This window comes from Saccharothrix sp. CCNWYY140, assembly GCF_037401995.1.
In the GTDB taxonomy this organism is placed as follows: domain Bacteria; phylum Actinomycetota; class Actinomycetes; order Mycobacteriales; family Pseudonocardiaceae; genus Actinosynnema.
This window is the reverse complement of the sequence record NZ_JBBEGC010000019.1, coordinates 1-23,317: the sequence shown is the minus strand read 5'-3', so window position 1 is coordinate 23,317 and position 23,317 is coordinate 1. Positions and strand designations below refer to the sequence as shown.

Annotated in this window: 26 protein-coding genes and 1 pseudogene; 8 read left to right on the top strand and 19 right to left on the bottom strand. The window is 70.9% G+C overall.

Features of this window, described 5'->3' with window-relative positions:
- Positions 1-2 precede the first annotated feature (2 nt).
- From WBN91_RS12425 to WBN91_RS12390, 8 genes are all read right to left on the bottom strand, one after another.
- A complete protein-coding gene (locus tag WBN91_RS12425) occupies positions 3-500 on the bottom strand; it encodes a Rieske (2Fe-2S) protein (protein ID WP_337725557.1) in 498 nt (165 codons plus the stop codon).
- The gene (locus tag WBN91_RS12420; RefSeq protein ID WP_337725558.1) at positions 497-1,312 is read right to left on the bottom strand and encodes an iron-containing redox enzyme family protein; all 816 of its coding nucleotides are present in this window, start codon (positions 1,310-1,312) and stop codon (positions 497-499) included. The genes WBN91_RS12425 and WBN91_RS12420 overlap by 4 nt, the downstream gene beginning before the upstream one ends.
- The gene (locus WBN91_RS12415) at positions 1,309-2,109 is read right to left on the bottom strand and encodes a dihydrodipicolinate synthase family protein (RefSeq protein ID WP_337725559.1); all 801 of its coding nucleotides are present in this window, start codon (positions 2,107-2,109) and stop codon (positions 1,309-1,311) included. Before WBN91_RS12415 ends, WBN91_RS12420 begins: the two co-directional genes overlap by 4 nt.
- Positions 2,106-2,591, bottom strand: coding sequence for a DUF6190 family protein (locus WBN91_RS12410; RefSeq protein ID WP_337725560.1), 486 nt, complete (start codon positions 2,589-2,591; stop codon positions 2,106-2,108). The genes WBN91_RS12415 and WBN91_RS12410 overlap by 4 nt, the downstream gene beginning before the upstream one ends.
- Positions 2,581-3,771 carry a pyridoxal phosphate-dependent aminotransferase gene (locus WBN91_RS12405; RefSeq protein ID WP_337725561.1) on the bottom strand — a complete coding sequence of 397 codons (1,191 nt, stop codon included), beginning with the start codon at positions 3,769-3,771 and terminating at the stop codon, positions 2,581-2,583. Before WBN91_RS12405 ends, WBN91_RS12410 begins: the two co-directional genes overlap by 11 nt.
- Positions 3,772-4,147: 376 nt before the next feature.
- Positions 4,148-4,837 carry a DsbA family oxidoreductase gene (locus WBN91_RS12400; RefSeq protein ID WP_337725562.1) on the bottom strand — a complete coding sequence of 230 codons (690 nt, stop codon included), beginning with the start codon at positions 4,835-4,837 and terminating at the stop codon, positions 4,148-4,150.
- A gap of 18 nt (positions 4,838-4,855) precedes the next feature.
- Positions 4,856-5,677 (bottom strand): MBL fold metallo-hydrolase, encoded by an 822-nt coding sequence (locus WBN91_RS12395; RefSeq protein ID WP_337725563.1) that lies wholly within the window; start codon positions 5,675-5,677, stop codon positions 4,856-4,858.
- Positions 5,678-5,709: 32 nt separating this feature from the next.
- The gene (locus tag WBN91_RS12390) at positions 5,710-6,672 is read right to left on the bottom strand and encodes a DMT family transporter (protein ID WP_337725564.1); all 963 of its coding nucleotides are present in this window, start codon (positions 6,670-6,672) and stop codon (positions 5,710-5,712) included.
- Positions 6,673-6,740: 68 nt separating this feature from the next.
- Between WBN91_RS12390 and WBN91_RS12385 the strand changes: the two genes are divergently transcribed.
- The 3 genes from WBN91_RS12385 to WBN91_RS12375 all read left to right on the top strand — a co-directional run bounded on the left by WBN91_RS12385 (position 6,741) and on the right by WBN91_RS12375 (position 9,096).
- Positions 6,741-7,328 (top strand): TetR/AcrR family transcriptional regulator, encoded by a 588-nt coding sequence (locus WBN91_RS12385; protein ID WP_337725565.1) that lies wholly within the window; start codon positions 6,741-6,743, stop codon positions 7,326-7,328.
- An 84-nt stretch (positions 7,329-7,412) separates the two neighbouring features.
- Entirely contained in the window at positions 7,413-8,375 is a 963-nt protein-coding gene (locus tag WBN91_RS12380) for an LLM class flavin-dependent oxidoreductase (RefSeq protein WP_337725566.1), read from the top strand.
- Positions 8,376-8,526: 151 nt separating this feature from the next.
- Entirely contained in the window at positions 8,527-9,096 is a 570-nt protein-coding gene (locus WBN91_RS12375) for a hypothetical protein (RefSeq protein WP_337725567.1), read from the top strand.
- Here WBN91_RS12375 and WBN91_RS12370 read toward each other — a convergent pair.
- Positions 9,093-10,031 (bottom strand): GlxA family transcriptional regulator, encoded by a 939-nt coding sequence (locus tag WBN91_RS12370; protein ID WP_337725568.1) that lies wholly within the window; start codon positions 10,029-10,031, stop codon positions 9,093-9,095. The genes WBN91_RS12375 and WBN91_RS12370 overlap by 4 nt on opposite strands.
- Positions 10,032-10,120: 89 nt before the next feature.
- Between WBN91_RS12370 and WBN91_RS12365 the strand changes: the two genes are divergently transcribed.
- Complete coding sequence (locus WBN91_RS12365; protein WP_337725569.1) at positions 10,121-10,516, top strand: DUF6010 family protein; 396 nt, start codon at positions 10,121-10,123, stop codon at positions 10,514-10,516.
- Here the strand turns inward: WBN91_RS12365 and WBN91_RS12360 are convergent.
- A complete protein-coding gene (locus tag WBN91_RS12360) occupies positions 10,482-11,033 on the bottom strand; it encodes a TetR/AcrR family transcriptional regulator (RefSeq protein ID WP_337725570.1) in 552 nt (183 codons plus the stop codon). The two genes, WBN91_RS12365 and WBN91_RS12360, sit on opposite strands and share 35 nt — an antisense overlap.
- Positions 11,034-11,082: 49 nt before the next feature.
- Here WBN91_RS12360 and WBN91_RS12355 point away from each other — a divergent pair, with 49 nt between their 5' ends.
- Complete coding sequence (locus WBN91_RS12355) at positions 11,083-12,354, top strand: flavin monoamine oxidase family protein (protein ID WP_337725571.1); 1,272 nt, start codon at positions 11,083-11,085, stop codon at positions 12,352-12,354.
- Here WBN91_RS12355 and WBN91_RS12350 read toward each other — a convergent pair.
- The gene (locus WBN91_RS12350) at positions 12,338-13,096 is read right to left on the bottom strand and encodes an SDR family oxidoreductase (RefSeq protein WP_337725572.1); all 759 of its coding nucleotides are present in this window, start codon (positions 13,094-13,096) and stop codon (positions 12,338-12,340) included. The two genes, WBN91_RS12355 and WBN91_RS12350, sit on opposite strands and share 17 nt — an antisense overlap.
- Positions 13,097-13,180: 84 nt before the next feature.
- On the opposite strand from WBN91_RS12350, the gene WBN91_RS12345 reads away from it, so the two are divergent.
- Entirely contained in the window at positions 13,181-13,660 is a 480-nt protein-coding gene (locus WBN91_RS12345) for an RrF2 family transcriptional regulator (RefSeq protein ID WP_337725573.1), read from the top strand.
- On the opposite strand, the gene WBN91_RS12340 is transcribed toward WBN91_RS12345, so the two are convergent.
- The 4 genes from WBN91_RS12340 to WBN91_RS12325 all read right to left on the bottom strand — a co-directional run bounded on the left by WBN91_RS12340 (position 13,661) and on the right by WBN91_RS12325 (position 17,625).
- A complete protein-coding gene (locus WBN91_RS12340; protein WP_337725574.1) occupies positions 13,661-14,725 on the bottom strand; it encodes an ABC transporter permease in 1,065 nt (354 codons plus the stop codon).
- Positions 14,725-15,606 carry an ABC transporter ATP-binding protein gene (locus tag WBN91_RS12335; RefSeq protein WP_337725575.1) on the bottom strand — a complete coding sequence of 294 codons (882 nt, stop codon included), beginning with the start codon at positions 15,604-15,606 and terminating at the stop codon, positions 14,725-14,727. Before WBN91_RS12335 ends, WBN91_RS12340 begins: the two co-directional genes overlap by 1 nt.
- A 79-nt stretch (positions 15,607-15,685) precedes the next feature.
- Positions 15,686-16,351 carry a response regulator transcription factor gene (locus WBN91_RS12330; RefSeq protein ID WP_337725576.1) on the bottom strand — a complete coding sequence of 222 codons (666 nt, stop codon included), beginning with the start codon at positions 16,349-16,351 and terminating at the stop codon, positions 15,686-15,688.
- On the bottom strand, positions 16,348-17,625 hold the full coding sequence (locus tag WBN91_RS12325; protein ID WP_337725577.1) for a sensor histidine kinase: 1,278 nt from the start codon (positions 17,623-17,625) through the stop codon (positions 16,348-16,350). The genes WBN91_RS12330 and WBN91_RS12325 overlap by 4 nt, the downstream gene beginning before the upstream one ends.
- A gap of 207 nt (positions 17,626-17,832) precedes the next feature.
- Here WBN91_RS12325 and rho point away from each other — a divergent pair.
- Positions 17,833-18,945, top strand: a pseudogene (rho, locus tag WBN91_RS12320) (transcription termination factor Rho); the annotation flags it as partial.
- Between the two features lie 8 nt (positions 18,946-18,953).
- Here rho and WBN91_RS12315 read toward each other — a convergent pair.
- The 3 genes from WBN91_RS12315 to WBN91_RS12305 are packed head-to-tail and all read right to left on the bottom strand — an operon-like array spanning position 18,954 to position 20,784.
- On the bottom strand, positions 18,954-19,898 hold the full coding sequence (locus WBN91_RS12315; RefSeq protein ID WP_337725578.1) for a sigma-70 family RNA polymerase sigma factor: 945 nt from the start codon (positions 19,896-19,898) through the stop codon (positions 18,954-18,956).
- Positions 19,899-19,942: 44 nt separating this feature from the next.
- Positions 19,943-20,431, bottom strand: coding sequence for a hypothetical protein (locus WBN91_RS12310; protein WP_337725579.1), 489 nt, complete (start codon positions 20,429-20,431; stop codon positions 19,943-19,945).
- Positions 20,428-20,784, bottom strand: coding sequence for a DoxX family protein (locus WBN91_RS12305; protein ID WP_337725580.1), 357 nt, complete (start codon positions 20,782-20,784; stop codon positions 20,428-20,430). The genes WBN91_RS12310 and WBN91_RS12305 overlap by 4 nt, the downstream gene beginning before the upstream one ends.
- A gap of 61 nt (positions 20,785-20,845) precedes the next feature.
- Here WBN91_RS12305 and WBN91_RS12300 point away from each other — a divergent pair, with 61 nt between their 5' ends.
- Positions 20,846-21,733: a LysR family transcriptional regulator gene (locus WBN91_RS12300; RefSeq protein WP_337725582.1), complete on the top strand. Its 888-nt coding sequence runs from the start codon at positions 20,846-20,848 to the stop codon at positions 21,731-21,733.
- Positions 21,734-21,748: 15 nt separating this feature from the next.
- Here the strand turns inward: WBN91_RS12300 and WBN91_RS12295 are convergent, their stop codons facing one another.
- Positions 21,749-22,909, bottom strand: coding sequence for an MFS transporter (locus WBN91_RS12295; RefSeq protein ID WP_337729379.1), 1,161 nt, complete (start codon positions 22,907-22,909; stop codon positions 21,749-21,751).
- Positions 22,910-23,317: the final 408 nt, after the last annotated feature.

The window sequence follows — 23,317 nt, the reverse complement described above, 5'->3', positions numbered from 1 at the left end:
TCTCAGGACAGGGGGTAGGGCAGCGCGTCACCGTTCAGCGGCGTCACCTTCAGCGAGCCGCAGACCGGGCCGGACACCTGGTCCCCCGTGGTCAGTTCGAACGTGGAGTGGTGCAGCGGGCAGGTGATGCGCAGCTTGCGGTCGTTGACGTAGCCGAACAGCAGCCTGCCCTTGCGGTGCGGGCACTCGGCCTGGGTCAGGAACCGCTGTCCCCGCACCTCCACCAGCAACAGGTCGCCGTTGAGCTGCCGCACGGACACGCCGTCCTGCCGCCGCGGCAGCGGCTGGACCGGCGGCACGTCCCCGACGGCCGCGGCGGCGCCCGGAGCCACCGCGACCTCGGCCGGGGGCACGGCGTCCGCCCGGTCCGGCGACGGCACGGTGTCGGCCGTCTCCGGCGGCCGAACCGTCCCGGCCCGCTCCGGGGACGGGGTGGTCCCCGCCCCCGCAGCCGGCACCGCTTCGCCGTTCACCCGGCCGGTCACGGCCCCGGCGGTCACCCGACCTCCTTGGCCCTGGCCACCGCCGCGTCGACCGCCTCGGCCACCACGGCGCTGGTCAGCTCCACGCCGGCCCACACCTTGCGCAGGTCCACGCCCTTCTCCTGGTCCAGCTCGCGGATGGCGGTCTGCATCTGCTTGCTGTGGAAGGCGTCGATGTAGAGGTGCTCGGTGTAGTACCGGTCCTGCTCCAACCCCAGCCGCTTGCCCGCCGCCGCGAAGCTGCGGAAGGCGTAGAGCACGCTGGACTCGAAGTAGGAGTAGGCGCCGAGGAAGTAGTCCGGCTCCGGTGCGCGGGCCGCCAGCCAGTAGAACAGGTTGACGAAGCCCAGCACCGGGTCCGCCGCCCGGTCCACGTGGTGGTCCAGGTCGGTGGGCAGCCCCAACTCGGTGAGCAGCTTGGCGTAGAGCCCCGCGTGCTCCTGGTCGTCGTTGCCGCAGCCGAACTCGTCGATCAGCACCCGGAACACCGCCATCCGCGACCGCGACGGCAGCCGGGGGATGATCGCCAGCAGCGACTGCGACTCGATGAGCCCGTCCACCGCGAACTGCGAGACGATCTCCTTGAACTGGGCCAGGTTCGCTTCCTCGGTGATGAACAGGTCGCTCTCGGAGGGGTGGGCCTCCTCGTCGGCCAGCTTCTCGCCCAGCGCCTTGACCAGCTCGCCGCGCGAGGCGAAGGCGGGCGCCGCCGCCTCCAGCTCGTCGGCCCGCCGGACGAAGAACTCGCGTTCCAGCTGGCGGATCTCGGCGTACTCGGCGGCGGAGGGCACCGAGCGGTTGAGCCGGAACAGCCTGCGCGCGTCGCTCATGCCGCCGCCACCTTCTCCGGCACCACTTGCGCGGTGGAGATGACACCGCGCCGCATCAGCTCTTCCTTGAGCGGCCGGTACCACTGGTCGCCGAACAGCCCGTAGGCCTCGCAGGCGGCGTTGATGCGGTCCTGCAACTCCGGCCGCGGGTCGGTGAGCATCTCGTTGCACAGGGCCGGTTCCAGGTTCAGCAGCGGACCGATGAACCCGGCGATGCCGGTGACCTGGAGCAGGAGGTTCTCCCAGCCCTCGAACACGGGGATGCCGGTGTGCGCCCGGGTCATGGCGTTGGTGTAGTCGGCGGAGCCGCTGGACTCCTTGATGCCGACGATGCCGGGCAGCTTGCAGATCCGCAGCAGGGTGTCCAGCTCGATCTTGTTGCCGGACACGGCTTCCTCGTTGTAGAGGAAGATCCCGACGCCGACCGCCTCCCGGATGGTCCGGAAGTGCTCGACGATCTGGTCCTGCGTGACGTCCGGCCCGTACGGGGTGGTCACGACCACCGCGTCGACGCCCGCGTCCACCGCCACCTTGGCCCGCGCGACGACCTCCGCGGTGGTGGGCAGCTGGATGCCCGACAGGACGGGCAGGCCGCGGGAGTGCTTGACGGTGTAGGTGACCACGTCCACCCACTGCCGGTCGGACAGCTTCCAGCCCTCGCCGGTGCTCAGCGCCGGCATCAGGCCGTCGACCTTGCCCTCCAGGGACCCGATCAGGCTGTCCACGTCGGACTCGGAGACCTCGCCGCGGGCGTCCAGCGGCGTGACCAGGGGAACGATCGTGCCCCGGTAGCTCATGCCCCACCTCCCACTCGCAGGACCAGCGACTGCTTGTAGAGACCTTCCAGCGGCTGCGGGAACGCCGACTCGACGTCGGGCAGCTGCCCCAGCGGCAGGTCGTCCCGGGCGGTCAGCTCCGGGTCGACGGTGTAGAGCGTGCCGCCGCGGTTGAGCACCACCGCGACCGTGAGCCGGTTGCGCAGCGACAACCCGGCCAGTTCGGGGGACTCCAAGCCGCGCTTGAGGTCCTCCTCGGTGTAGCCGATCCGGTCGATCTTCATCTCGGTGTGCAGGACGTCCATGAACGGGTAGTAGGCGTCCTGCTCCGCGCGGCTGTAGCCCCACACCAGGTCGTCGCACGCGCCGACCTGCTCCAGCGGCATCACCGCGCCGGTGGCCAGGCGGGCGACGAAGAACGCCTTCGCGCGCCGCCGGGTGGCCTCGTCCGCGCTGTTCATCGCCATGAACAGCGACGCGTCGATGATCGCCTCACCACTCATTGCGGTTCAGCACCTCGCGCATGGCGGTCATGGCGGCGGCGAACATCTCCGGCTCGCGGGCCAGCGCCAGGCGCACGTAGCGCTCGCCGCGGGCCGGCTCGTGCCAGAAGAAGTACGTGCCGGGCAGCACGTAGACCTCGTTCTCCAGCAGCTTCTCCTGGAGGCGGGACGCGGTCAGGTGCTCGGGCTTGACGCGGAACCACGCCACGCTGACGTTGACCACCGGCTCGACGTACTCCAGCACGTCGCCGTCGAGGGCCTCCTTGGCCAGCCTGCGGTTCTCCGAGATGACGTTGCGCACCGAGGCGAAGTTGTCCTCGATGGAGTCCTCGACGTAGTTGGCGACCATGTTGAGCACGAACGGCGAGACGTTGAGCAGCACCGAGGTGTGGAGGTTGTAGACCTCCTCCTGGATGTCGTCGCTCGGGGTGATCATGGCGCACTTGGCGTCCTGGATCGGCCACGTCTTGCCGGTGTCCTCGATCGCCAGGTAGGTCACGCCGGAGCTCTCCAGCAGCTCGTAGATGTCCACCCGGCCGATGCGCTCGTCGGCCAGGGCGAACGCGGCGAAGCAGTGGTCGATCAGCAGGACCTTGTTGTGGTCCACGCAGAACCGCACGACCTCCTCGAAGCCGCTGCGGCCGTCCTTGAGCAGGCTGAACCCGGTGGGGTTGTTGGGGTCGACCAGGAACAGCGCGTCGGTCTTGACCTCGCGGACGAGGTTGTCGTAGATGCTCGACACGTCGTGGATGTTGGTCTCGTCGATCGGCCGCACGTCGACCTGCATGTTCTTGAGCAGGTCCACCAGGTTGTCGAAGCACGGCTCGACCAGCGTGACCGACAGGTTGCGGTTCTTGAGGAACATCGCCGCGACCATCGTCGAGATGCTGGCCGCGTAGGAGAGCATGGTCTTCTGCTTGGGCACGTTGGGCTGCTTGTGCAGCCGGAAGAACGCGTCGATGAAGCGCTTCTCGTAGTAGGACTGGAGACCCTGCTCTGCCTCGTACCACAGCTCCGGTAAGCTCGCGACGATCTTCTCCTGGCTGCGCGACTGCCGCTGGTGGGTGTGCGCGTCGGCGAGGTTGAACCGGGTCTTCAGCGCGAGGATCTCGTGCTGGGTCAGGTCGACGAAACCGCTGACGTCGGGCGTGGTGGTCGTGGTGTCCGTACTGGTGCTCATCGAGGAATACCCCCAGGATAGTTTTCGACACAGACGAGCACCGGGAACCGAATCGTCCCGGTCGATTTCAGTGATCGGAAAGCAAGCGAGTGACAGGTGGACAAGTCCGCCGATCCCCCGTTTCGGTGTCTGACTCTCCGCTGCTGCGGCGTGTCCCACCGTAACCACGGTAACTCCGCCGTAACAATAACAAGCAGATCACGATTGATCCAGGACCGAAAGGCCGACTTTGCACCGCCGAGGGGTGCAACCTGCGCTTTTATTCACGCCATTGGATTTGGCTATGGGTGCGGATACGCGAAATCCCAGCCCTGGGGCCGGGATTTTGTCGCGAAGGACCGGCACCCGTGCGGCGAATACCGGCAATAGCTGGATCTTATGCGGCGGCGCGTTTGACCAGTTCGGCCACCACTTCGGGTTCGTCGCGGCTGATGACCGGCCAGCCCACACCGTAATCTCCCGCCCAGCTCACCTCGATACCGGGGTTCGCGTGATCGGACCCGTCCGGCAGGAACAGGTGGGGACTACAGTTCACCGTTTCGGTCGCGGAAATCGAGGCTTGTTCGGACAACAGTCTTCGAGCACGCCCGTCGTCCAAGGCCGCCGCGAGCGCCTTCACGTCCACGACGCCGGTGCTTTCGGCCACGTCGAGGATCACGTGGTAGTTGGCGATGCTGCGGCTCTGCGCCCAGAAGGCTCTGCGCAGCGCCAAATCCAGCGCTTCGGAGGCCGCGAATCCCTGTTCCTTGGCCGCCTGCACCGCTTCCAGCGCCAACAACGTGCTCGACGGGTAGAGCCAGTCCTTGTCCTGCCACAGCTGCCAGCCCGCCTCGGGTTCGAGGCTCGCGGTCCGGCCGACCTCGCTGTCGGTGCCGGTGCGCGGGCTGGGCTTGCGGTTCAGCAGTTCCAGCGGGAAGGCCCGGTGGTCGAAGGAGACCCGGTCCTCCAGCCCCAGCTCGCGCCGCGCCTTGTGCAGGCGGTGGACGGTGACGTGGGCGAAGGAGCACCAGATGTCGGAGAAGATCACGACGACCCCGGGTGGGGGCGTCAGGTCGTGCGTGGACATGATCACCTTTCCGGCCGACTAGCTGGTGAGGTCCGCGCGGACGGCGGCGAGTTCGGCTTCGTGGCGCTCCAGCACGACCTCCGGGTCGAGGTCCTCCGGCGGCAGCCACGGCGTCATGGTGGGGATCTTGCGCATGGCTTCCAGCAGGGCGTCCGTGCGACCGGAGGCGACCGGGCCGTGCGCGCTGAGCACCGTCTTCGGGTTGACCGCGCGGATCAGGTCGATCACCTTGTCGAACTTGTCCTGGTCCACCAGGGAGGTCCAGGGCGCGTTGGCGCGGGTGAACAGGGCCAGGCCGTCGTAGTAGTCGTTCTCGGCGACGTCCTCGGCGTGCGAGGCGAACTCCGGCAGCACGGCGCCGAAGCTGTCCGCGCTGAACAGCGTCTCCAGCTTCTGGTCGTACACCGCGATGGTGGACGGGGCGTCGTAGGCCGGCGGGCGCAGGATGGTGATCCGGCGGTCGCCCAGGTCCAGCGAACGGCCCGGGTTGACCGCGCGCACCCGGTGCTGCGGCACGTTCCAGTACTCGGCGAGGCGGTCCACCGACAGCTGGTTGGTGATCAGGGTCGCGTTGGGCGCGGCGGCCAGGATCTCGCGCAGGCTGCCCACGTGGTCGCGGTCGTCGTGGGTGACCACGACCCACTTCAGGTCCTTGGGGTCGACCAGGTTCCACACCGCTTGGTCGAACTGGCCCGCGTCGATCGGCAGGCCCGCGTCGATCAGGACCGGCTCGTGCGCTCGGATGAGGTACGAGTGCACGGGCAGCACGCCCGCCCCCGCGATGGGTAACTGCGAGGGCAGGACGAACACCTCGGGCGCGGCGTTGTAAGGCGTCAGCACGGCGTCTCACTTCCGGGTCGGGGCAGGAGTTGTCACTTGGCGATCTGGACCAGCACGGAGCCGGCGATGAGCAGCGCGACGCCGGCCAGGCGCGCGGTGGTGAGCTTGCGGCGGGGCAGGCGGAACAGGCCGTACTGGTCGATCACCGCGGAGGCCAGCTGCTGGCCGGTGACGGTGAACGCGACCGTGGTCGCCGCGCCGATCTCGGGGATGAGCAGGAAGGTGACCGTCACGTAGGCCGCCGCGCACGCGCCGCCCAGCCAGCCCCACCACGGCATCGCCTTGAGGCCGTCGAACTGCGGCTTGGGCGTCTTGTCGGCCGACCGCAGGACCGCGAGCACGATCGCGATCGCCAGCACGGCCACGATGAAGCTGACCAGGGCCACCGCGAACGGGGCGCCGAGGTCGGCGCGCAGCTTGGCGTTGATGGCGCCCTGCACCGGCAGCACGCCACCGGCGACCACGCCCAGCACCAGCCAGCCGGTCTGGCTGGCCAGGGCGGGCCGGGTGTCGGCGGGCGTGGCGGTGCCGGGACCGGCCTTGATGGCCTGGTTCTGGCCGCGCACGACGACCGAGATGCCGACGACGACGGCCGCCGCGCCGAGCACGATCAGCAGGTTCGGCGGCACCTGCTTGACCCCGATGAACCCACCGAGGTCGAGCACGAGCGAGGCCAGCATCTGGCCGGTCACCCACAGGCCGACGGTGGTCACCGCGCCCAGGCGGGGGATCAGCAGGATGCCGCTGGTGATGTAGAGGGGGCTGGCCAGGCCGCCGAGCAGGTGCCACCAGGTCGCGTCCCCGACCCCGCCCAGCGCGCCGAGGCTGCCGGTCAGGATCGCCACCACGGCCAGCAGTCCCGCGGCGACCGAGAGCTGGAGGGTCGAGGCCCCGTAAGGCGTGCCCACCGCCCGGTTGAGCTGGAGGTTCACCGAGGCCTGCACCGCCAGGAGGGTGCCGACCAGCAGCGCCGATGCGAGGAGAGCGAGGTACATGCCGGCTATACAAGCACTAAGTGGACGCGGTGTCCACTTAGTGGCTTCGAGGCCGTATGGTGGTCCGCATGTCGATCGAGGTCGCCTTTTCGGGCGGCGCGCGTCCCCGCGAGCGCGCCGACGCCGCGCGCAACCGCACGAAGGTGCTCACCGCGGCCGAGCGGCTGTTCGCCGAGGCGGGCGGCACGACCGAGGTCACGATGGAGGACATCGCGCGCGCGGCGGGCGTCGGCCGGGCCACCCTCTACCGCCGGTACCCGGACACGACGTCCATCGCGCAGGCCCTGCTGGACGCGCACGAGACCGAACTCCAGGACAAGATCCTCCGCGGCGCCCCACCGCTGGGTCCGGGCGCGCCGCCGCGCGAGCGGCTCAGCGCGTTCTACGCGGCGATGGCGGATCTGCTGGAACGGCACCTGCACCTGGTGCTGGGCGCCGAAACGGGACGTGCGCGGTTCCGCACCGGCGTGTACGCGTTCTGGCGCCGGCACGTGCAGCTGCTGCTGGCCCCGGACACGCCCCCGGCCGTGGTGGACGTGCTGATGGCGCCGCTCGCGCCCGAGCTGTACGAGTACCAGCGCCGGGTGCGCGGCCTGACCCCCGCCCAGATCGTCGCCGGGCTGACGTGGCTCAGCGCCCGCTGCCTCGACCGCTGAGCCGGGGGCGCTAGGTGGACACAGCGTCCACTTATGCCACTATGGGGTGGCCCGCGAGTGCCGCGAACACCTGGAAGGACGTTTATGGACAAGAGCAAGATCGGGATCGTCTTCGGCAGCCTCACGCCGCCGGAAGGGTTGACCGCGGGCGCGGCGCAAGCGGAGCGACTCGGTTTCGGCGAGGTGTGGTTCTCCGAGGACTGCTTCTTCACGGGCGGCCTGTCCGGCCTGACGCTGCTGCTCGCCGCCACCGAGCGGGTGCCCGCCGGCCTCGGCCTGGCCAGCATCGTGACCCGGCACCCGGCCGTGCTGGCGATGGAACTGGCGGGCCTGGCCCGCACCTACCCCGGCCGCGTGCGTGCCACCATCGGCCTGGGCAACGGTTTCTGGTTGCAGCAGATGGGCCTCACGCCCGAGAAGCCGCTGACCGCGGTCAAGGAGACGTTAGACGTCCTGCGCGACCTGCTGTCCGGGAAGAACGTCAACCGCACCACCAGCACCCACCACTACGGCGACATCAAGCTCGAGTTCCCGCCGGAGCAGGTGCCGGAGCTGTGGATCGGCGCGGTCAACGAGAAGGCCCTGCGCGCCTCGGGCGAGAAGGCCGACGGCGTCCTGCTGTCGGTGCTGTCCGGCCCCACCTACGTCAACTGGGCCCGCGGCCTGGTCGACGAGGCCGGCCGCGACCTGCCGCTGACGGCCTTCGTCCTGGCCGCCGTGGACGACGACGACCAGGCCGCCCGCGACGCCGTGCGCGGCGCCGTCGGCTTCTTCCTCAAGGCCGAGTCGCACACCGCGCTGGTCGGCCAGTCCCCGTTCGCGGAGGACATCCGCAAGCGCGTCGCGGCCCTCGGCCCGGACGAGGACCTGACCGTCGAGGACGAGTGGGTCGACGAGTTCGCCGTCGCCGGCAGCCCGGCCAAGGTCCGCGCGCAGTTGCAGGCGCTGCTGGACGCGGGCGCCACGTCGCTGGGCCTGTGGCTGTTCCCGCCGGACCAGGCCGCCACGCAGCTGGAGCGCATCGCGGGCGAGGTCCTCGCGGACTGACCGCCCCCTCGAGCTGACCGGTCCCCCCGACGCCGGTCAGGGGACGGCGTTCTGCCACGCGCCGGCGGAACGCCGTCCCTGTTCACCAGGAAGGGTGGTGCGCCGGTTCCGCCGCGCGCCACCGCTTCCCGGGCGCGCAGCATCGCGAACCGTGACACCACGGATCCGCGCCCTGCTGCGGGCGCTCCTCGCCGCCCTGACCGCCGTCGCCCTGCTCGTCGCGCCGCCGATCGCGTCCGCCGCGGTCGAGCCGCTGACCGACGAGGAGTGGGCAGCCCACGTCCAAGCCCTGGACGAGGCCGTCGAGCAGGCCAAGCGGGACGGCCGGTCCACCGACGTCCTGTACACCGAGGACGGCGACGGCCGCACGTGGCTGCCCTGGCGGGTGGCACAGCAGGTGGAAGTCGCCGAAGAGCTCTACGCCAAGGCCGCCGACGTGCCCTCGGACGGACGGGCGGTGCTGACCGGCGGTCTTCCGGGTGCGGGCAAGACGACCGTGCTCCAGGACAACCCGTTCGTCGACCCGGCGGACTACCTGGTGCTCAGCTCGGACGACGCCAAAGAGGTGATGTGCGAGCACGGCATGATCCCGCCGCTGGAGGACTTCGCCCCGATGGAGACCGCCGACCTGATCCAGCGGGAGGCCGCGTACTACGACAGCTGGTACCACTACGACTCTACCGAGCTGCCGCCGACGTTGGTGGACCACAGCGACCGTTAGTGCCGGAACGCCGCCCGGTAGGCGTTCGGAGTCGCGCCGACCACGTCCTTGAAGTGGTCGCGGAACGTCGTGGTGGAGCCGAAGCCGACCTCGGTGGCGATGCGGTCCACGGTGTGGGCGGTGGCTTCCAGCAGGTGTTGCGCGCGGCGGACCCGGGTGCGGATCAGCCAGCGGACCGGGGTGGTGCCGGTCTGCTCACGGAAGCGGCGGTTCAGGGTCCGGGTGCTCATGCCGGCGTGGGCGGCGATGGTGGCGGGGGTCAGGTCGGCGGTGGCGTTGTCCTCCATCCACCGCAGCAAGGGTTCGAACGTCGAACCGCGCGGCACGGGCGGGTGATCGGCCACCACGAACTGGGCCTGCCCGCCTTCGCGTTCCAACGGCATCACGGACAGGCGCGCGGCATCGGCGGCCACGGCCGAGCCGTGGTCGCGGCGGATCAGGTGCAGGCACAGGTCCAGGCCCGCCGCCGCGCCCGCGGACGTGAGGAACTGGCCGTTGTCCACGTACAGCACGGCGGGATCGACCTCGACGGCCGGGTGCAGCCGGGCCAGCACGGGCGCGGCACTCCAGTGGGTGGTCGCCCGCAACCCGTCCAGCAGGCCGGTGGCGGCCAACGTGAACGCGCCCGAGCAGATCGACGCGATCCGCACACCCGCTGCCGCCGCCTCGCGCAGGGCGGTGATCACCTCGGCCGGCACCGGGGTGGTGATGTCGGCGCGACCGGGCACGATCACGGTGTCGGCGGTGGCCAAGGCGTCCAGCCCCCACGGGGCGGTCAGCGTGAACGCGCCGGCGTCGACGGTCGGCGTGGTGGCGCAGATCCGGACGTCGTAGGCGGGACCGCCGTGGACCCGGGTGCGGGTGAACACCTCGATCGGCGTGGACAGGTCGAACGGGATGACCCCGTCCAGCGCCAGGACGGCCACGATGTGCATGGCGCCCACGGTAAGCGGTGGCGAGATCCCGTTGTCCCCTGTCCTCCGCGCCACTCCCCCGCAGCCAGCGCCGTTCCTACCTTCGAACCATGATCTACGTCGCCCCGATCCTGATCGGCCTGCTGTACGTCGCGCTCAACTCGTTCATCCCCGAACACCACCGCCGCCCGTTCAACGCCGTGTTCGTCGGCGGGGCCGGTGCCGCCTACCTCAGCGGCGGCGGCTTCGGGGTGTGGGAGTTCGCGTTCACCGTCCTGGCGACCTATGTCGCTTACCTGGGGCTGCGGTCGTGGAAGTTCATCGGCATCGCCTGGCTCCTGCACACCGCATGGGACTTGGCGCACCACGTCAAGGGCAACCCGATCGTCCCGTTCGCCGAGCACTCCTCGTTGGGCTGCGCGATCTGCGACCCGGTGATCGCCTTGTGGTGCTTCGCCGGCGGGCCGTCGCTCATCCGAGCCCGAGTGCGCGCCACACGCGGGTGAGGACCCGGTCGCGGCGGGCCGGGTCCAGGTCCTCGAACCCCGCCGTGACCAGGCCGTCGACCACGACGTCCAGGGTGTCGGCGACGACCTCCGGGTCCGCGACCCCCGACCGCGCCACCAGGCCGCGCAGGTGCGCGTCCCACCAGGCGTTGAAGTCGTCCAGTTCGGCGCGCAGCACGGGTTCGGCCGGCGCGGCGATCAGCAGCGACAGCCAGAACCGGTGCACCTGGTCCCCGGTGTCGGCCACGGCCCAACGCACCAGCGCCCACAACGCGTTGGGACCGTCCATCATCGCCCGTTCGGCCTGCGCCCGCCGCACCGCCAACTCACGGCGGACTGCGGTGCGCAGCAACTCGTCCCGACCCGGAACGTAGTGCGTCACAACGGATGTGGACGCCCCCATGCGGTCCGCGACGGCCCGGATCGTCACGGCCGCGAACCCGCGTTCGGCGGCGATGGCGACAACGGCGTCGGTCACCGCGGCGAGGCGGGCGGCGTGGTCGACCTGGCGGGGCACGCGGTGAGCCTACCTTGTCATAAAACACACGTTGTGCAACGCTCGTTGCATGAAGATCGTGGTGGTGGGCGCGGGGTTCGCCGGCGTGACCGCGGCCCGGGAACTGCACCGGGCGGGCGTGGACGTGACCGTGCTGGAGGCGGCGGACCGGGTCGGCGGGCGCGCGCACACCGTGACGTCGAGCCTGGGGACGGCCGTGGACCTGGGCGGGATGTGGCTCGGCCCGAAGCACCACGCCCTGTCCCGCCTGGCCGCCGAGTACGAGGTGACCACCTTCCCCACCCCGACCCAGGGCAGGCGACGCATCCTCGACGGCCGAATCACCAGCGCGTGGTCTGCATTGCTGGTCGGCGGGGTCGCGTTGCTGCGCCTCTCCTTACCGTCGACCGACGACCGCACCACCATCGCCCACTGGCTGTCCCGACTGCCCCACCCCGCCGCGCGCCGACTCGTGGAAGTCGTGGTGGCCGAAGCACTCGCCGCCGACACCGACCAGGTGACCAGGCAGGCGTTCGCGTCCGCGGTCCGCTCGTCGGGCGGGCTGGAGTCCATGCTCGGCGTCTCGGGCGGGGCGCAGGACTCCCTGCTCACCGGCGGCGCCGGCGCGCTGGTCGCACGGATCGCGGCCGACCTCCCGGTCCACCTGTCCCGCCCGGCGACCGCGATCACGCGAACCGACTCGGGCGTCGTGGTGGAGACGCCGGACGGTCCGGTCCGGGCGGATCACGCGATCATCGCCGTGCCACCGCCGGTGTCCGCCCTGATCCACCACGACCCGCCGCTGCCGCCGAGCCGTGCGCTGGTCGAGCAGAACACCGTGATGGGCGCCATTTACAAGGCGATCGCCGTGTACGAGCGACCGTTCTGGCGTGCTGCGGGCTTGAGTGGCGAGGTGATCTCCTTGACCGGCCTGGTGCCCGCGGTCTTCGACGTCTCACCCCCGGACGGGCCGGGCCACCTGGGTTTCCTGGTTCCCGGCCACCGCGCCCGAACCCTCTCCGAACTGTCTGTAGAGGACCGCAAAGCGACCCTCCTGGACACCGCCGCCCAAGCCTTGGGGCCGGCCGCGCTGACCCCCGTCGACTGGCACGAGAAGTCCTGGCACGACGATCCCCACGTCCAGGGCGGCTACTCCGCGCTCCCCCTCCCCGGCAGGTACGCGGCCACCCGCCAGTCCCCCACGCCCATCGGCCGTCTCCACTGGGCCGGCACCGAGACCTCCGACGCCTGGCCCGGCTACCTGGAGGGCGCGGTCCGCTCGGGCCTGCGCGCCGCCCGCGAGGTCCTGCAATCAGGCACCGAGGTCACTGGGCGACAGTGAGGCGCTGGGTGGCCAGCCACTGGTCGAACGTGGTCGGCGCGATGTGCGCGTCCTCGCCCGGCAGCAGCACGTTGCCCGCCATCTCCACCCCGATGGCCCCGTCCCACGTGGGCACGAGCGTCACCTCACGCCCCTGCGCCTGGTGCGTCCGCCGCGCCATGTCGATCAGGTCGTGCCGCTCCGGACCGGCCAGACCGGGGTGCATGCCCAGCGGTTCGCCGATCGCGACCTCCGCCAGGAACTCAGCCACGTCGACCGGCGCGACCGGCTGCACCAGCAGGGGCGGCAGGGTGGCCACGCCGTCGCGCTCGGTCCAGCCCGCGACCATCGCGGCGAAGTCGTGGAACTGGGTCGCGGGCACGATGCTCCACGGCACGCCACCGGCCTGGACCAGCCGTTCCTGCTCGCGCTTGCCGTAGTAGTGCGCGTTGCCGTCGACGCCGTGGATGCCCACGATCGACAGCAGCACGTGGTGGCGCACGCCCGCACGCCGTTCGGCGGCGAGCAGGTTGGTGGTGGCGGTGCCGAAGAACTCGACCACCGTGTCCCGGTCGACGGCGGGGCCGTTGGTCGCGTCGACCACCGCCTCCACGCCGGTCAGCGCCTTGTCCAGGCCCTCGCCCGTGATCAGGTCGACGCCCAGCGCGCGGCTGATGCCCACGACCTCGTGCCCGGCGCGCTCCAGGACGGCGACGGTGAGGGCGCCGATGTTGCCGGTGGCTCCCGCGACTGCGATCCGCATGACCGAGTTCCTCTCCTCGAAGGTGACCTCCGCACGCTATCTCGGACTAAACAGATCCGCAATGTCTGAGTTACACTCCACGGTGTGAAGCTGCCCGTGAGCACCGAATGGCTGTTGCACTGCGCCACCACCCTCGCGCAGCTGGAACCGGGCGCCACCGCCTCGGCGGCACAGCTCGCGGAGTACTACGACCTGCCCGCGCCCTACCTGGCCAAGCAGCTCCAAGCGCTGGTCAAGGCGGGCGTCCTGACGGCGACCACGGGACCGCGCGGCGGCTTCCGCCTCGGTCGACCAGCGTCCGAGATCACGCTGCTGGACATCGTCACCGCCGTCGACGGCGCGGCCTCGCCCTACGAGTGCCAGGAGATCCGCCAGCGCGGCAAGGGCGCGCTGCCCGCCGAGGACTGCCGCGACATGTGCATCCTGGCCCGCAAGATGGCCGACGCCCACCAGGCCTGGAAACGCAGCCTCGCCGAGGTGTCCCTTGCGGACATCCTCGGCGAGCTGCCCCCGACCGCGCCGGCCCGCACGCGGTCCCGGATCGCCCTCACCGGGCGGAAGTGATCACGCTTCGCGCGCCCACGCCTTCCGCAGCGCGAGCTTGCCGCCGGTGTGCAGCAACGCGCCCGAGTAGACCCGGCTCGCCCCCAACACGATCAGCACCACCGTCGCGGCCAACAACCCCAGCGACAGCACCGCCTCCCACGCCGCCGCCTGCTGCGCGAACATCCGCACCGGCATGGCGATCGCCGAGGTGAACGGCACGTACGACAGCACTTGCAGGACGCCGGCGTCCTCGTTGAACATCATCACCGCGAAGTACGGCCCGATCACCAACATCATCACCACGCCCATCGTGGACCCGAGGTCCTCCTGCCGGCTGACCAGCGCCCCGGCCATCGCCCACATCCCGGCCAGCAGCAGGAAACCCAGCACCAGGAACGGCACGAACCACCCCAGCGCGGGCCCGACCACCGCCAGCAGCTCGTGGTGCCCGCCCAGTCGCAACGCGATCGGCGCGGCCACCGCCAGCACCACCGCCTGGCCGACCATCAGCACGGTGTGCCCCGCGATCTTGCCCGCCAGCAGCGCCCGCACCGGCACCGTGGACACCAGGATCTCCACGATCCGGGTCTGCTTCTCGACCACCGTGCTCTGGGCGATCGCCGCGCCGCCCGCGCCGAAGATCAGGAACACCACCGCGAACACCATGATCACGACCGTGCGCGGCCCCTGCCCCACCACCGACGCGTCGAGCAGCTCCACGGGCGGCGCCGTGCGCAGGGCGGCGACGACGCCGTTCGGCGGGTCGTTGAGCGCGAGCACCTTCACGCCGGACCCGTCCGGCACGACCGCCGCCTCCACGTCCTCCGACCGCACCAGACCCGCGGCCTCGTCCACACTGGACACCTCGCGCACCTCGAGACCGCTGTCCGCCAACGCTTCCACGGCCTGCGTGCCCACGGCGGCGACCTTCTGCGGCCCGTCCCCGAAGACCGTCGGCAGGATGGACAGGGCGAACAACCCCACCACGACCACGCCGAAGCCGATCCAGAAGCCCTTGGTGCGCACCAGGGTCCGCACCTCGCGCTCGGCCACCAGCCGCGTCGCGCCCACGAACCGGGACATCAGATCGCCTCCCTGAAGATCTCGTCGAGCGTCGGCACGACCGGGCTGAAGCCGCGGACGGTCCCCTTGCGCAGCGCGGTGTCCAGCACGACCTGGTCCGCGCCCTCGTCGTCGAGCTCGAACACCGCGCGCGGCCCGTCCACGTCGACCACCCGCACGCCGGGCACGTCCCGGACCCACCCGGCGTCCCCGGCGACGACGATCTCGAACCGGGTGCTGCCGTACCGGGCGCGCAGCTCGTCCCGCGCGCCGGCGGCGGTGACCCGGCCGCCGGAGATGATCACGACGTCGTCGCACAGCCGCTCCACCACCGACAGCTGGTGGCTGGAGAACAGCACCGGCACCCCGCCGGCGGCCCGCTCGCGCAGCACGCCCAGCACGGTCTCCACGGCGATCGGGTCCAGGCCGGAGAACGGCTCGTCCAGGATCAGCAGCACCGGGTCGTGCACCAGCGCGGCGGCGACCTGCGCGCGCTGCTGGTTGCCCAGGGACAGCTCCTCCAGCTTGTCCTTGGCGCGGCCGGAGAGCTCCAGCTTGTCCAGCAGCTCCGCGGTGTTGCGGCGGGCGGTGGCCTGGTCCAGGCCGTGCAGCTGGCCCAGCCAGGCGATCTGCTCGGCGACACCCATCTTCGGGTAGAGCCCGCGTTCCTCGGGCATGTACCCGAACCGCTGCCGCAGCTCCCCGTCCACCTCGGCGCCGTTCCACCGCACGGTCCCGCCGTGCGCGGACAGCACCCCCAGCACGATCCGCATGGTCGTGGTCTTGCCGGCCCCGTTGGCCCCCAGGAACCCGGTCATCCGCCCGGGACGGACCTCGAACGACACGTCGTCGAGGACCCGGTGATCGCCGAAACTCCGGCTGATCGACGTCACTGTCAACATGCCGGGAACGCTATGCCCCGCGCCACCCGAGCACGTCCGGCGCGAGATCGACTCGCGGGGTCCTCCGCGAGGAGGATGCTCAGGACCGCCCCGGCGCGACGATCCCCTGCTCGTAGGCGAACACCACGGCGTGCGTGCGGTCCCGCAGGCCCAACTTGGACAGGATGCGCGACACGTGCGTCTTCACCGTCGTCTCGCCCAGGTACAGCGCCGCCGCGATCTCGGCGTTGCTCGCGCCGCGCGCCAGGTGCACCAGCACCTCGAACTCGCGGTCGGTCAGCTCGGGGGGCCGCCGCGCGGGCGTGTCGGGTGCGGGCGAGGTGAAGCGGGCGATCACCCGGCGGGTGACCTCCGGCGACAGCAGGGCGTCGCCGCGCGCCACCACCCGCACGGCGTCCACCAGGTCCTCCGGCGAGGAGTTCTTCAGCAGGAACCCGCTCGCCCCGGCCCGCAGCGCCTCGAACAGGTAGTCCTCGCGGTCGAAGGTGGTCAGGATGACGACCTTGATCGGGCTGTCCGACCCGGCCGGGCCGAGGATGCGCCGCGTGGCCTCCAGCCCGTCGAGCACGGGCATCTGGACGTCCATCAGCACCACGTCCGGGCGCAGCCGCCCGACCACCTCGACCGCCTCCCGGCCGTCGCGGGCCTCGCCGACGACCTCGACGCCGTCCTCCGTCCCGAGGATGACCCGGAACCCGGCGCGCACCAGGTCCTGGTCGTCCACGAGCACCACGCGCACGGTCATGCGGGGAACCTCGCCCGCACCCGGTACCCGCCGTCGCGACGCGGCCCCGCCTCCAGCTCGCCGCCGTGCACCGCGACCCGCTCCCGCATGCCCACCAGGCCGAACCCGCCCGACCCGGACCCCGCACCGCGGCCGTCGTCGGCCACCTCGACCTCCAGCGCCTGCTCCAGGAACCGCACCCGCACGTCGGCGCTGGCCGCGCCCGCGTGCTTCACCACGTTGGTCAACGCCTCCTGCACGATCCGGTACACCGACAGCGCCACGCCCTCGGGCACCGGCCGGGGCTCCCCGTACACGCCGTGCTCGACCTCCAGGCCCGCCGAGCGGGCCATCGCCGCCAGCTCCGGCAACTGCTCCAAGCCGGGGGAGGACGTCTGCGCGCCCAGCCCCTCCTCGACCGGTACCGGCTCCTCCGCGGGGTCGGCGCGCAGCACGCCGAGCAAACCGCGCAGCTCGCCGATCGCGGTGCGGGCGGTGTCCTCCACGGTCTGGAGCGTGGACCGGGCCAGGTCGAGGTCGCGGTCCAGCACGCGCCGGGCAGCGCCGGCCTGCACGCCCATCACCGACACGTGGTGGGCCACCACGTCGTGCAGGTCGCGGGCGATGCGCACGCGCTCGGCGACCACCGCGCCGCGCATGATCTGCTCCTGCGACCGCCGCAGCTCCTCCGCCCGGTGCTCCAGCTCTTCCTTGCGCCGCGCGGACAGCCAGGCGGTGTTGCCGAAGTGGTGGGCGGACAGGAAGAACAGCACGTTGAACGCGACCCCGTAGAGCACCGACGCGAGCACCGGGTCCAGCGGCCCGACAGCGCCCTCGAACGGCGGCGCCGGCCGCAGCAGGAACCGCACCAGGCCGAACCCCAGCCAGCCGAACATCGCCACGATCACGGCGATGCGCACCAACCGCGCCCGCGTGCGGTCCATGCTCCACGCGCCGACCGTGTACATGGCGATGAACAGGGCGATCGAGGGCACGAGGTTGTCCGCGATGTGCCGGGCCTGCCCCACGATGAACGCCACGCTGACCACCAGCAGCACCGTCATCGGGTACCGCCGCCGCACCACGAGCGGCGCGCTGACCGCCACGCCCCACAGAAGCTGCTCGACCAGGTCGGGGCCGACCACGTTCTGCGCGTACGCGCCCATGCTGCGCACCAGCAGGGTCGACACGACCGCGCCGACCAGCACGGCCAGCGCGAGCCACACGTCCTGGCGGCGTTGCGCGGGGGTGGGTCCGGGTCTGCGCCAGCGGCTCCACGGATCGGGGGTCGTCACAGTGCGGAACGGTAACCGATGTTGCTGTCCGTCGAACCGTGCGGTACGGTGGTGACGTCCATCGAGCGGATGTTGGCCCAAGCCTCCCGCAGGACGTCTCCACCTCAGGCTCGAACCCCCTCTGTCGTGGTTCGCCTTCACCTCCGCGCCCCTGTGCGCGTGTCTGTCCGGAAAGGACACCCACCCATGACCGCAACCCTGTTCAAGGACACCGAAATCCTGTCGCCGACGCCCGTCGCGGGCGTCCTGGACATCCAGCAAGACCACGCTTACCTGCGCACCACCGGGTACCTGCCCGGACCGGCGGACGTGCACGTGCCGCAGTCCGTCGTCCGCCGCCACGGCCTGCGCCGCGGCGACCTGGTGACCGGCGCGTCCGGCGCCGCCACCGGCAAGCAGAAGTTCCCGCCGCTGGTGCGGGTCGACGCCGTCAACGGCGAGGACCCGGCGAAAGCGTTGCGGCGCCCCGAGTTCTCGACGCTGGTGCCCGTGCACCCGACCGAGCGGCTGCGCCTGGAGCACGACCCGCGCGACCTGACCACCCGCGTGGTGGACCTGGTGATGCCGATCGGCAAGGGCCAGCGCGCCCTGGTCGTGGCGCCGCCCAAGGCGGGCAAGACCAGTGTGCTGCAAGCGATCGCGCGCGGCGTCAGCCGCAACAACCCCGAGTGCCACCTGATCGTGGTGCTGGTCGGCGAACGGCCCGAGGAGGTCACCGACATCCAGCGCAGCGTGGCCGGCGAGGTGGTCGCCTCCACGTTCGACCGCTCCCCCGCCGAGCACACCGCGTCCGCCGAACTGGCCGTGGAACGCGCGAAGCGGCTGGTCGAGGAGGGCAAGGACGTGGTCGTCCTGCTCGACTCGCTGACCCGACTGGGCCGCGCCTACAACCTCGCCGCGCCCGCGAACGACCGCATCCTGTCCGGCGGAGTCGGCGTGAGCGCCCTGGTGCCGCCCAAGCGCTTCCTGGGCGCCGCCCGCAACATCGAGGACGGCGGCTCGCTGACCATCGTGGCGACGGCCCTGGTGGAGACCGGTTCCACCGGCGACACGGTGATCTTCGAGGAGTACAAGGGCACCGGCAACGCCGAACTCAAGCTGGACCGCAAGACCGCCGCCCGCCGCGTGTTCCCGGCCGTGGACATCGACCAGTCCGGCACGCGCAAGGACGAGCTCCTGCTGTCCCCCGACGAACTGGCCGTCACCCGCACCCTGCGCCGCGCGCTGGAGGGCCGCGACGCCGTGGACGTCCTGCTCGACGGCCTGCGCAAGACCCGCACCAACGCCGAGTTCCTGGCCGGTCTCACCCGCCAGGCGTGACCCCGGACTCAGCCGGCCCAGGCCAGCAGCGGCTCGTGCCGCTCCGGGGCGCGGAGGGCGGCCAAGGCCTGGCGTTCCAGCTGGCGGATGCGTTCACGGGTCAGGCCGACCCGGTCCGCCACCTGCTGCAACGTGCACGGATCGCCCCCGTGCAGGCCGTAACGCAGCGTGATGACAAGGGCTTCGCGCGGTGGCAGGGTGCCCACCAGTGCCCGCAGCTCCTCCGCCAGCGCCCGGTGCTCGGCGACCTCCGGCGCGGACAGCACGTCGGTGTCCTGGATGAGGTCGGCGACCCGGGTCTCCCCGTCGTCGCCGACCGGCGTGTCCAGGCTGATCGCGTCCCGCCCGATCCGCCGCAGCTCGACGACCCGCTCCGGGCTCGTCCCGGCCGCCTCGGCGAGCTCCTCGACCGTCGGGTCCCGCCCCAGCGCCAGGTGCAGCTTGCGCTCCAGCTTGCCCAGCTTCGCCAGCTCCTCGACCACGTGCACCGGCAGCCGGACGGTGCGGGTGTGGCTCGCGATGGCCCGTTCGACGGCCTGGCGGATCCACCAGGTGGCGTAGGTGGAGAACTTGTAGCCCTTGGCGTAGTCGAACTTCTCCACCGCGTGCATCAGCCCCAGGTTGCCCTCCTGGACCAGGTCCAGCAGCGGCAGGCCGCGGTGGTAGTGCTTCTTGGCCACCGACACCACGAGCCGGAGGTTCGCCCGGATCATGTGGTCCATCGCGGCCTGGCCCTCGCGGACCAGGGCCTCCAGGTCGCGGCGGCGGTCGGGCGGCGGGTCGTCCCGGCGGAGCAGCTGCTCCGCGTACACCCCGGCCTCGATGCGCTTGGCCAGGTCGACCTCCTGGGCGGCGTCCAGCAGGGGCGTCGCCGAGATCTGCCGGAGGTACTGGCGCACGAGGTCCGGTTCGTCGTCGCGTTCGGCGGGTTCGGCACGCCGGTGCGGTGTCATCGTGGGTCACCTCCCACGACAGGGGTAACCGCCCCGGCCGGTGGTCACACCGTCCGCACGTAGTGGGCGGCCCACACCTCGTGGGCGTCGTGGTGGGACTCCACGCCCGCGAAGAACGCGTCCGCCACCGCCTCGAACTCGGCGTCGTCGCCGTCGAAGCCCTGGAACTCGGGGCTGAACACCGCGAACCCGTCCGGGTGCCCGGCCGGCCGGTAGAGCACCGCGATGGTGAGCGTGCGCGGCGCGAGCCCGTACTCGACCGCCTCCACCAGCAGCGCGTCCACCGGCCCGTCCTCCTTGTGGACGTACGCGTCCACGACCATCACCGCTCGGGTGGAGCCGTGCTCGTTGTCCTCCAGCGCCTGCTGCGCGGCCCGCGCGCCTTCGGCGATGTCGTCCGCCATCATCCGGTCCAGGAACCGTTCGCCCTGCGGGTTCTCGTGGGCGAAGATCGGGATGAGCGTCTCTCCCTCGGAGACACTCCAAATGCCATGCGCGGCAAGGAAACCTGCCATCGACGCGGTTTCGATCATGCGGGCAGTATGCCCCAGGTCACCACCAGCGACGCCACCGCCAGCCCCAGGAAGGCCGCCGGGTAGACCACGTCCCCCCACACCCGAGCCCGCACGACGACCGCCACGGCCCCCACGAAGTACAGGACCAACCCCACCGCCGCAGCCACCCCGAGCACAGGCACGACGAACCCCGCGAGCAACCCCACCGCACCTGCGGCCTTGAGGACCCCCAGCGGCACGATCCAGGAGGCCGGCAGCCCGTAGCCGGCCATGTTCTCCAACACCCACTTGCTGCGGGCGAAGTCGACGGCGGCGGCAGCGAGGTTGGCCGCCACGGTCACAACGGTCAGTACGACGTACGCGATGAACACCCCTCAACCTTCTGCGCGAGCCCCTCTTCACGTCCAATACCAGCTTCTATAACGTGGTGGAATGGATGTGGACACGCGTCTGGTGCGCGCTTTTCTGGCCGTCGCCGAGGAGGGCAGCCTGACCCGGGCCGCCGAGCGCCTGTACGTCACGCAGCCCGCCCTGACCAAGCAGGTCAGGCGCCTGGAAACCCACCTGGGCGTCCGCCTGTTCACCCGCTCCCGCGCCGGCATGACCCTCACCGAGGCCGGCCAGGCCCTGGCCTCCCACGCCCCCGCGTTCCTGACGCTGTGCGACGACGTGCTCCGCACCACAAAGTCCACCGCCGCCCAGGCCGCCCGCGTCCTGCGAGTGGGTTTCATCGCCAGCGCCGCGAACGAGGCCACTCAGGACATCATCTCGGAGTTCACCAGGCTCCGCCCGGGTTGGCGGGTCGAGATGCGCCAGGCACCGTGGTCCGACCCGACGGCCGGCTTGGCGGAGGGCGAGGTAGACGTGGCTCTCCTCCGAACCCCCTTCCCCAGCCAGGACTCCTACCACGTGGAGATCCTCCTAACCGAGCCCCGCTGGGTAGCCCTCCCCAGCAACCACCCCTTGGCAACCCGCACCACAATCCCGTTCCGAGACTTGTGGGACGAATCTTTCGTAGCGGCCCCCGAGGAAACCGGCGCCTGGCGCGACTACTGGCTAGCCACGTCCGAACGCGACACCCCACCGGTCATAGGCGCCGTCACCGACCAACCAGACGCCTGGCTACAAGCCATCGCGAACGGCTACGGCGTAGCCCTGGCCCCAGAATCCGCAACCCGCTACTACACCCGCCCGGGCGTCACCTACCGCCCGGTACCGGACGTGAGCCCCACCCAGGTAGCCGTGGCCTGGCCCAAAACAACCGCCACGCCCCCAGCCCTCCAAGACTTCATCCACTCCTGCCACACCGCAACGGCCTAGCCCTCTGCCCGGCAGTCACCGCCCCGTGGCAACTCCGCCGGCCCTCTCCGACCGCCACACCACAGCAGCCGGGACCAAGGACAAGGCAGTGATCCCCCCGAACACCGCCGCCGCACCCGGCAACCCCGCAAACCCCAGCCCAACACCACCAACCATCGCGCCCGCGAACGTCCCGAGGTTGACCGACGCCCCCGTAACCCCCAGGGCCGTCCCCCGAGCCTCACCACTGTGCCGAACCATCAACGTGATCACACACGCCGCCACCGCCGAGTGACACAACCCCAACACCCCGGTCAACACAACGGCCACAACCAGCACGGTCGTGAAGTAGATCGCCACAACCGCGACCAACGACACCACCAACGCCCAAAACATCAGGAGATGCGCCCGCACCCGCCCCGACCCCACAACCCGGCCGGCGATCAGGTTGCCAAAGAAATAGCCGCCCCCACTGACCGTCCACACCAACGCGAACGCACTGGGCGACAACCCAAACCGAGCGTCATATATGACCGCAAGATAGGACAGGTACCCCATGAAGGCAGCCGACCGCAGCAACGCCACGGCAAGCAACGGCCGCAAGCTCTTCAACGCCTTGTAAGACGCCCAATACCCCAACGTGGACGCCGGCACCACCCGCCCAGGCCGCCGGTAGAACACCACCGCCAACCCCAACGCCGCCACGGCCGTCATCACCAAATCCCCACGCCACCCCCACAACAAGGCAGGCACCGCCACCACAGGAGCCGCCAACATGACGGTCAACGCACTGGTAGCAGTAACCAACGTCGCCGCCCGCCCAGCAGCCGCGCCACCCCCAAACCGATCAGCAGCCGACGCGGTGAGTGCAGGCGAGATCACAGCCATAGCCGCCCCCACCAACGCACAGAACACCCCCATAGCCACAAGGTGCCCCACCGCCCCCACCACCGACGCAAGAGCCAACACCACAAGCCCCAACGCCGCAGCCCGCAACCGAGCCACCCGATCCAACAAGGGCGCCAACAGAGCCCCCGCAGCCAGCGCAGCCAACCCCCCAAGCCCCCGCAACCCACCCATGACAGCAGCACTGGTGCCCGCATCAGCCGCAATACGCACCAGAAACGTCCCAAAGATGGTGTAGGGCAACAACCCCACAGAGGATGCAAGCAACAACGGCCACAACCGCCGCGCCATCCTCAGATCCCCAGGCACCTCATCAACCGCAACCCCCACCCCAACACTCCCCCCATGAGTCCACGAAGAATCTTCGCATAGCTCACTATCCCCGCTCACCCCTGCCAGCGAGGCGGTTCCGAAGCTCACGCCCACCATCCGGGACACCCACCCACACCCCGCAGCCCAAGCCCTCCCCGCAACACAGCCCAGCTCCCGGCGCACACAGCGCCACCCCCGGCACGCCCAGCCCGACCCCCCGCACGCACCGCCCGACTCTCGGCACGCACAGCGCGACTCTCGGCACGCACAGCGCGGTTCTTCCCGCGCGCAGCGCGGCCCTCGCGCGCGCAGCGCGCGGTAGGTGTTACCTACAAGTGGAGGGCCTCGGTTCCCCCACCGTATGGCCCGCCCGAAGGGCTACCACAG

Bases quoted from the DNA above. Each gene is read 5' to 3' on its own strand.
- WBN91_RS12420 (WP_337725558.1), bottom strand. From the start codon at position 1,312: ATGAGCGACGCGCGCAGGCTGTTCCGGCTCAACCGCTCGGTGCCCTCC.
- WBN91_RS12415 (WP_337725559.1), bottom strand. From the start codon at position 2,109: ATGAGCTACCGGGGCACGATCGTTCCCCTGGTCACGCCGCTGGACGCC.
- WBN91_RS12410 (WP_337725560.1), bottom strand. From the start codon at position 2,591: ATGAGTGGTGAGGCGATCATCGACGCGTCGCTGTTCATGGCGATGAAC.
- WBN91_RS12405 (WP_337725561.1), bottom strand. From the start codon at position 3,771: ATGAGCACCAGTACGGACACCACGACCACCACGCCCGACGTCAGCGGT.
- WBN91_RS12400 (WP_337725562.1), bottom strand. From the start codon at position 4,837: ATGTCCACGCACGACCTGACGCCCCCACCCGGGGTCGTCGTGATCTTC.
- WBN91_RS12390 (WP_337725564.1), bottom strand. From the start codon at position 6,672: ATGTACCTCGCTCTCCTCGCATCGGCGCTGCTGGTCGGCACCCTCCTG.
- WBN91_RS12385 (WP_337725565.1), top strand. From the start codon at position 6,741: ATGTCGATCGAGGTCGCCTTTTCGGGCGGCGCGCGTCCCCGCGAGCGC.
- WBN91_RS12380 (WP_337725566.1), top strand. From the start codon at position 7,413: ATGGACAAGAGCAAGATCGGGATCGTCTTCGGCAGCCTCACGCCGCCG.
- WBN91_RS12370 (WP_337725568.1), bottom strand. From the start codon at position 10,031: ATGCACATCGTGGCCGTCCTGGCGCTGGACGGGGTCATCCCGTTCGAC.
- WBN91_RS12365 (WP_337725569.1), top strand. From the start codon at position 10,121: ATGATCTACGTCGCCCCGATCCTGATCGGCCTGCTGTACGTCGCGCTC.
- WBN91_RS12355 (WP_337725571.1), top strand. From the start codon at position 11,083: ATGAAGATCGTGGTGGTGGGCGCGGGGTTCGCCGGCGTGACCGCGGCC.
- WBN91_RS12350 (WP_337725572.1), bottom strand. From the start codon at position 13,096: ATGCGGATCGCAGTCGCGGGAGCCACCGGCAACATCGGCGCCCTCACC.
- WBN91_RS12340 (WP_337725574.1), bottom strand. From the start codon at position 14,725: ATGTCCCGGTTCGTGGGCGCGACGCGGCTGGTGGCCGAGCGCGAGGTG.
- WBN91_RS12335 (WP_337725575.1), bottom strand. From the start codon at position 15,606: ATGTTGACAGTGACGTCGATCAGCCGGAGTTTCGGCGATCACCGGGTC.
- WBN91_RS12330 (WP_337725576.1), bottom strand. From the start codon at position 16,351: ATGACCGTGCGCGTGGTGCTCGTGGACGACCAGGACCTGGTGCGCGCC.
- WBN91_RS12315 (WP_337725578.1), bottom strand. From the start codon at position 19,898: ATGACACCGCACCGGCGTGCCGAACCCGCCGAACGCGACGACGAACCG.
- WBN91_RS12310 (WP_337725579.1), bottom strand. From the start codon at position 20,431: ATGATCGAAACCGCGTCGATGGCAGGTTTCCTTGCCGCGCATGGCATT.
- WBN91_RS12300 (WP_337725582.1), top strand. From the start codon at position 20,846: ATGGATGTGGACACGCGTCTGGTGCGCGCTTTTCTGGCCGTCGCCGAG.
- WBN91_RS12295 (WP_337729379.1), bottom strand. From the start codon at position 22,909: ATGGCGCGGCGGTTGTGGCCGTTGTTGCTTGCATCCTCTGTGGGGTTG.